Raw genomic sequence first — 5,587 nt, 5'->3', positions numbered from 1 at the left:
AGGTTGATGCGCGGGAAGTTCCGGTACTGGCCCGCGAGCGCCCGCAGGCGCAGGCCCTGCGCCGGCCGGGCATCGCCACGCGCTTGCCAACCGAGCAACGCCGCCGCGATCGACTGGCCGAGCGCACCGCCCAGCAGCAAGCCCGGCGCAGCCCAGCCGGCTGCGCCCAGGCCGACCGTGGCCGCGACGCCGCCCGCGCTCTGCACGACGCGGTTGCCGGCCAGTTGCGTGTACTGGCGGCGCCGGTTCGACCAGCAGCCGAGCGTGTTGACGACAGCCGTCAGCGCGACGCTCAGCGGCAGCAGGTAGAGCCACGGTGCGAGCGACGCATGGCCGGACGCTTGCGCGATCCATCCACCACCGAGCGCAACACCGAGCAACGACAGCCCGGTCACTCCCAGCGTGATCGCCAACGCCAGCAGCAGCAGCTGCCAACCGTCATCGTCCGACTCCGGCAACACGATGGCCAGCTCATAGCGGCCGGTCGCGAGGATCGCCAGCAGCGCGACCACGCTCTGGAACAGCGCGAACACGCCGAAGTCTTCCGGCGCGAACAGGCGCGACAGCAGCGGGCTCGCGGCCAGTGCGATCAGCTGCGCCAGGCCGGTGCCCGTCAGCAGCGTCAGCACATGCCGAGTCGAGCCCGCGCCGGCCGCGCCCGCTGTCGTCATGCGAGCAAGGCGTGCACCACCCGCTCCTGGTCGGCGGGGGTCAGGTCGGCGCTCATCGGCAGGCTCATCACGCGCGCGGCGGCGCGTTCGGCATGCGGCGTGCCGCCCGGCACCTGCCAGGCGCGGTAGGCCGGCTGCTGGTTGATCGGCAGCGGGTAGTGCACGGCGGTCGGGATGCCTTGCGCCGTCAACTTCGCCTGTACCGCGGCGCGGTCCTCGACGAACACCGTGTACTGCGCGAACACGCTGCTGCGGCCGGCGCGCTGTGCGACCACCAGCAGCTTGCCGGCCAGCATCTCGTTGTAGCGCGCGCCGATCGCCAGGCGCTGCTGCACTTCCCACTCGAAGCGCTCCAGCTTGGCCAGCACGATCGCGCACTGCAGCGTGTCCATGCGCCCGCCGACGCCCACGCGGGTGTGCGTGTAGCGCGCGCTCTGGCCGTGTACGCGGATCTCGCGGCAGGCCTGCGCGAGGCGGTCGTCGCTCGTGAAGATCGCGCCGCCGTCGCCGTAGCAGCCGAGCGGCTTGCTCGGGAAGAAACTGGTGCAGCCGAAGGTGCTCAGGTTGCAGCTCTTGCGCGTCTCGCCATCCAGGCCGGCGTAATCGGCCCCGAAGCTCTGCGCCGCATCCTCGATCACCGGCAGCCCATGGCGCTGCGCGATCGCATTGATCGCGTCCATGTCGGCGGCCTGGCCGTACAGGCTCACCGGCATGATGGCCCGCGTGCGCGGCGTGATCCTCGCCTCGATCAGCGCGGCGTCGATGTTGCAGGTGTCGGGCTCGATGTCGGCGAACACCGGCACGCCGCCCAGCAGCACGATCATCTCGGCGGTGGCGGCGAAGGTGAAGGGCGTCGTGACGACCTCGTCGCCGGGCTTCAGGTCGAGCGCCATCAGCGCGATCAGCAGCGCCTCGGTGCCGCTCGCGACCGTGATGCAGTGGCGCGCGCCGGTGTACGCGGCGAGCTGCGCCTCGAGCTCCTTGACCTCCGGGCCCATGATGTACTGGCCGTGGTCGAGCACGCGCTGCATGCGCTCGGCGATGCGCTCCTTCAGCGCGGCGTACTGCGTCTTCAGGTCGACGAATTCGAGCTTCGAACTCATGCTTGCACTTCCTCTGCAGGTTGGCACACCGAATTGCGCAGCACGTAGCGCTCGCCGGTCGCCGGGCAGGCGGCCTCGCCGTCGCCGGTGAGCGGCAGCTCGAGCCGCTCGCCGTGCCGGCTCATCCACCCGGCCTGGCGGGCCGGCACGCCGACCATCAGCGCGAAATCCGGCACGTCGCGGTTGATCACGGCACCAGCACCGACGAAGGCGTAGCGGCCGACCGTGTGGCCGCAGACGATCGTGCAGTTGGCGCCCAGCGTCGCACCGCGGCGCACCAGCGTGCGGCGGTACTCGTTCTTGCGGGTGACCGCCGAGCGCGGGTTGTAGACGTTCGTGAAGACCATGCTCGGGCCGCAGAACACGTCGTCCTCGAGCGTCACCGCGTCGTAGACCGACACGTTGTTCTGGATCTTCACGTTGTGGCCGATGCTCACGTCGTTGCCGACGTAGACACCCTGCCCGAGCGAGCAGCCGTCGCCGATGCGGGCGCCAGCGCACACATGCGCGAAATGCCAGACGCGGGTGCCGGTGCCGAGCCGGGCGCCCTCGTCGACGATGGCGGAAGAATGAATCATCAGAACACCAGCGGCAGTCCGACCCGCACGCCGTCGCGTGCCGAGCGGTAGCCGGCGATCAGCACCTCGAGCGAGCGCAGGCCCTCGTAGCCGTCGACCTCGGCATGCGCTTCGCCGCGCAGCGTGTTGATCACGTTGTCGTAGTACAGCGGGTGGCCGGGGCCGTAGACCGAGGTGACGCCGTAGCTCGCGTCGGCCACCTTGGCATCGTCCTCGTGCGGGGTGTCGAACTCCCAGTGCTCGATCTTGTTGACCGCGACGCCGCCGACGCGCACCGTGCCGCGCTCGCCGAGGAGCGTGATGCTGCCCTCGAAGTTCTTGTTGTGCGTCAGCATCGTCACGTTGATCGAGGCGAGCGCGCCGTTGCGCAGCCGCAGGCTCATCACGCCGGTGTCCTCGGCCTCGATGTTGCGCGACAGCGTCGCGGTGTAGGCGTGCACGTTGTCGACCGGGCCGACCAGCCAGTCGACCATGTCGACATAGTGGCTCGCCTGGTTCATGAAGGCGCCGCCGTCCATGTCCCAGCGGCCGCGCCACGGCGCCGCGTCGTAGTAGGCCTGCGGGCGGGTCCAGAACACGTTGACCGCCACCATCGCCAGCTTGCCGAATCGGCCCTGGTCGACCGCGCGCTTGACGAGCTGCAGCGTCGCGTTCAGCCGGTTCTGCTTGACGACGAACAGCTTGACGCCGGCATCGCGGCAGGCCCGCACCATCGCGACGCCCTCGTCCCACTTGGTGGCCATCGGCTTCTCGCTGAGCACGTGGCGGCCGGCTTGCGCCACCTTGATCGCCTGGCGCGGGTGCAGCCCGCTCGGCGTGGCCAGCACGACGAGATCGGCATCGCTGCCGGCCAGCAAGGCATCGAGCGATGCGAAACCCGGGGCGCCGGTCAGCTCGACGGCCCGGGCCAGCAGTTCGGGCTGGTTGTCGCAGACCGCGACCCATTCGGCGCGGTCGGCATGCTGCTTCAGCGCCGCGATGTGGTTCTGCGCGATGCGGCCGCAGCCCACCAGCGCCAGGCGCAGCTTGCGGTCACGGATGATGGAGGGAGTCGGCATGGAGGCTCTCGAAAGGCAGGCGCTACGCGGGGCACCCGCGAGGCAAACGGGCGATTTTATTCGGCCCGGACGGCCCCGGCCGGGGAATCCCGGGCGGCCCGCCTAAAATTGCGGCGCATTTCCCGAGCACCCCATGACCCAGACATCTCCTCCCCAGCCGCCCGAAGACGAAAACAAGCTGATCGCCGAACGCCGCGAGAAGCTGACCGCGATCCGCCAGCAGGGCGGCGTCGCGTTCCCGAACGACTTCAAGCCGAAGCACCACGCGCTCGACCTGGTCCGCAAGTACGGCGAGATCCCGAACGAGGAACTGGAGCCGCAGGGCATCGTCGTGAGCCTCGGCGGGCGGATGATGCTCAAGCGGATGATGGGCAAGGCGAGCTTCGCGACCTTGCAGGACTCGACCAGCCGCCTGCAGCTGTTCGTCACGAAGGACGCGCTGGGCGACGAGGTGTATGCCGCGTTCAAGCACTGGGACCTGGGCGACATCCTCGGCGCCGAGGGCACGCTGTTCCGCACCAAGACCGGCGAGCTGTCGGTGCGCGTGACCACGCTGCGGCTGCTCACCAAGAGCCTGCGGCCGCTGCCGGACAAGTTCCACGGCATGGCCGACCAGGAGCAGAAGTACCGCCAGCGCTATGTCGACCTGATCACCGACGAGGAGGCGCGTGCGCGCTTCGTCGCCCGCAGCAAGGCGCTGGGCTCGATCCGGCACTACATGATCGAGCACGGCTTCATGGAGGTCGAGACGCCGATGCTGCACCCGATCCCGGGCGGCGCGAACGCCAAGCCGTTCACCACGCACCACAACGCGCTCGACCAGCAGATGTTCCTGCGCATCGCGCCCGAGCTGTACCTGAAGCGGCTGATCGTCGGCGGCTTCGAGCGGGTGTTCGAGGTGAACCGGAACTTCCGCAACGAAGGCATCTCGGTGCGGCACAACCCCGAGTTCACGATGATGGAGTTCTACGCGGCCTGGTGGAACCACCACGACGTGATGGACTTCACCGAGCAGGTGCTGCGCCATGCGGCGCGCCAGGCCACCGGCTCGGCCAGCATCAGCTACGCCGGCAAGCCGGTCGACCTGGACAAGCCGTTCACGCGCCTGTCGGTGCGCGATTCGCTGGTGGTGCACGCCGGGCTGAGCGAGGCCGAGGCCGGCGATGCCGAGCTGCTGCGCGCGAAGCTGAAGGCGGCGGGCGAAGAGGCGCCGGCGCACTGGAAGCTGCCGGAGTTGCAGTTCGGGCTGTTCGAGGCCGTGGTCGAAGAGAAGCTGTGGCACCCGACCTTCATCATCGACTACCCGGTCGAGGTGTCGCCGCTGGCGCGCGCATCGGACGCGAACCCCGGCATCACCGAGCGTTTCGAGCTCTTCATGACCGGCCGCGAGTACGCGAACGGCTTCTCGGAGCTGAACGACGCCGAGGACCAGGCGGCGCGCTTCCATGCGCAGGCGGCCAACAAGGATGCCGGCGACGAGGAGGCGATGTTCTACGACGCCGACTTCATCCGCGCGCTCGAGTACGGCATGCCGCCGACCGGCGGCTGCGGCATCGGCATCGACCGGCTGATGATGCTGATCACCGACAGCCCGAGCATCCGCGACGTGATCCTGTTCCCGTCGCTGCGCAAGGAAGGCTGACCGCCCTGTGACGAGCGACGAAGCGCTGACCGTCGCTCGCCGGCTTGCGACCGAGCGAGGCTGGCCGTTTCTCGACCCGGTCAGCGTTCGGAAGTATCGGCCGCTGTGGTTCGGGAAACCTCGCTGGCAGGTCATGTCCAACCACGAGTCTCGCGGCATGAACGTGCTGATCGAGATCGACGACAGGACAGGCGACATTCTTCAGCAGGGCTACCTGCCGCGCTGAAAGGCCAACGCGACCCGCGCCCGGCACCTACACTGCCGGATGCCTGGATATCTGGTCAAACACGAGCACATCGCCATCGACGGCGTTGCCGACCTGCAGATTCGCTCGTTGCTGGACCGCCAGCAGTTCTCCGATCCCCACGACCTCGCCCTGCGGCAGGGCATCTCGTCGGCGGCCTGGCCGCTGTTCGGGCTGCTGTGGCCCTCGGGCCTGCAGCTCGCCGCGCGCATGGCGGTGCGCACGATGGTGCCGCACGAGCGCATCCTCGAGATCGGCTGCGGCCTCGCGCTCGCGAGCCTGGTCAGCCAC

7 protein-coding genes are annotated in these 5,587 nt (G+C 69.1%); 3 read left to right on the top strand and 4 right to left on the bottom strand.

Annotation, left to right across the window (positions count from 1 at the left end):
- From AC1D01_RS18540 to AC1D01_RS18525, 4 genes are all read right to left on the bottom strand, one after another.
- A partial coding sequence (locus AC1D01_RS18540; protein ID WP_477868824.1) for a lipopolysaccharide biosynthesis protein occupies positions 1–671 on the bottom strand: 671 nt, incomplete at its 3' end.
- Complete coding sequence (locus AC1D01_RS18535; protein ID WP_477868822.1) at positions 668–1,774, bottom strand: DegT/DnrJ/EryC1/StrS family aminotransferase; 1,107 nt, start codon at positions 1,772–1,774, stop codon at positions 668–670. The genes AC1D01_RS18540 and AC1D01_RS18535, both read right to left, overlap by 4 nt.
- The gene (locus tag AC1D01_RS18530; protein WP_477868826.1) at positions 1,771–2,355 is read right to left on the bottom strand and encodes an acyltransferase; all 585 of its coding nucleotides are present in this window, start codon (positions 2,353–2,355) and stop codon (positions 1,771–1,773) included. The genes AC1D01_RS18535 and AC1D01_RS18530 overlap by 4 nt, the downstream gene beginning before the upstream one ends.
- Positions 2,352–3,410, bottom strand: coding sequence for a Gfo/Idh/MocA family protein (locus AC1D01_RS18525; protein ID WP_477868820.1), 1,059 nt, complete (start codon positions 3,408–3,410; stop codon positions 2,352–2,354). Before AC1D01_RS18525 ends, AC1D01_RS18530 begins: the two co-directional genes overlap by 4 nt.
- A 133-nt stretch (positions 3,411–3,543) precedes the next feature.
- Here AC1D01_RS18525 and lysS point away from each other — a divergent pair, with 133 nt between their 5' ends.
- The 3 genes from lysS to AC1D01_RS18510 form a co-directional block, all read left to right on the top strand.
- A complete protein-coding gene (lysS, locus tag AC1D01_RS18520; RefSeq protein ID WP_477868818.1) occupies positions 3,544–5,052 on the top strand; it encodes a lysine--tRNA ligase in 1,509 nt (502 codons plus the stop codon).
- 7 nt (positions 5,053–5,059) lie between these two features.
- Positions 5,060–5,278, top strand: coding sequence for a hypothetical protein (locus tag AC1D01_RS18515; protein ID WP_477868816.1), 219 nt, complete (start codon positions 5,060–5,062; stop codon positions 5,276–5,278).
- A 39-nt stretch (positions 5,279–5,317) separates the two neighbouring features.
- Positions 5,318–5,587, top strand: a 270-nt coding sequence (locus tag AC1D01_RS18510; RefSeq protein ID WP_477868814.1) for a class I SAM-dependent methyltransferase, incomplete at its 3' end; no start/stop codon positions are given.

The sequence above is a fragment of the Rhizobacter sp. P3_B12 genome, from assembly GCF_056402895.1.
The sequence above is the reverse complement of the archived record's forward strand: the minus strand, read 5'-3'. Positions and strand labels throughout refer to the sequence as shown.

Bases quoted from the DNA above. Each gene is read 5' to 3' on its own strand.
- lysS (WP_477868818.1), top strand. From the start codon at position 3,544: ATGACCCAGACATCTCCTCCCCAGCCGCCCGAAGACGAAAACAAGCTG.
- AC1D01_RS18535 (WP_477868822.1), bottom strand. From the start codon at position 1,774: ATGAGTTCGAAGCTCGAATTCGTCGACCTGAAGACGCAGTACGCCGCG.
- AC1D01_RS18525 (WP_477868820.1), bottom strand. From the start codon at position 3,410: ATGCCGACTCCCTCCATCATCCGTGACCGCAAGCTGCGCCTGGCGCTG.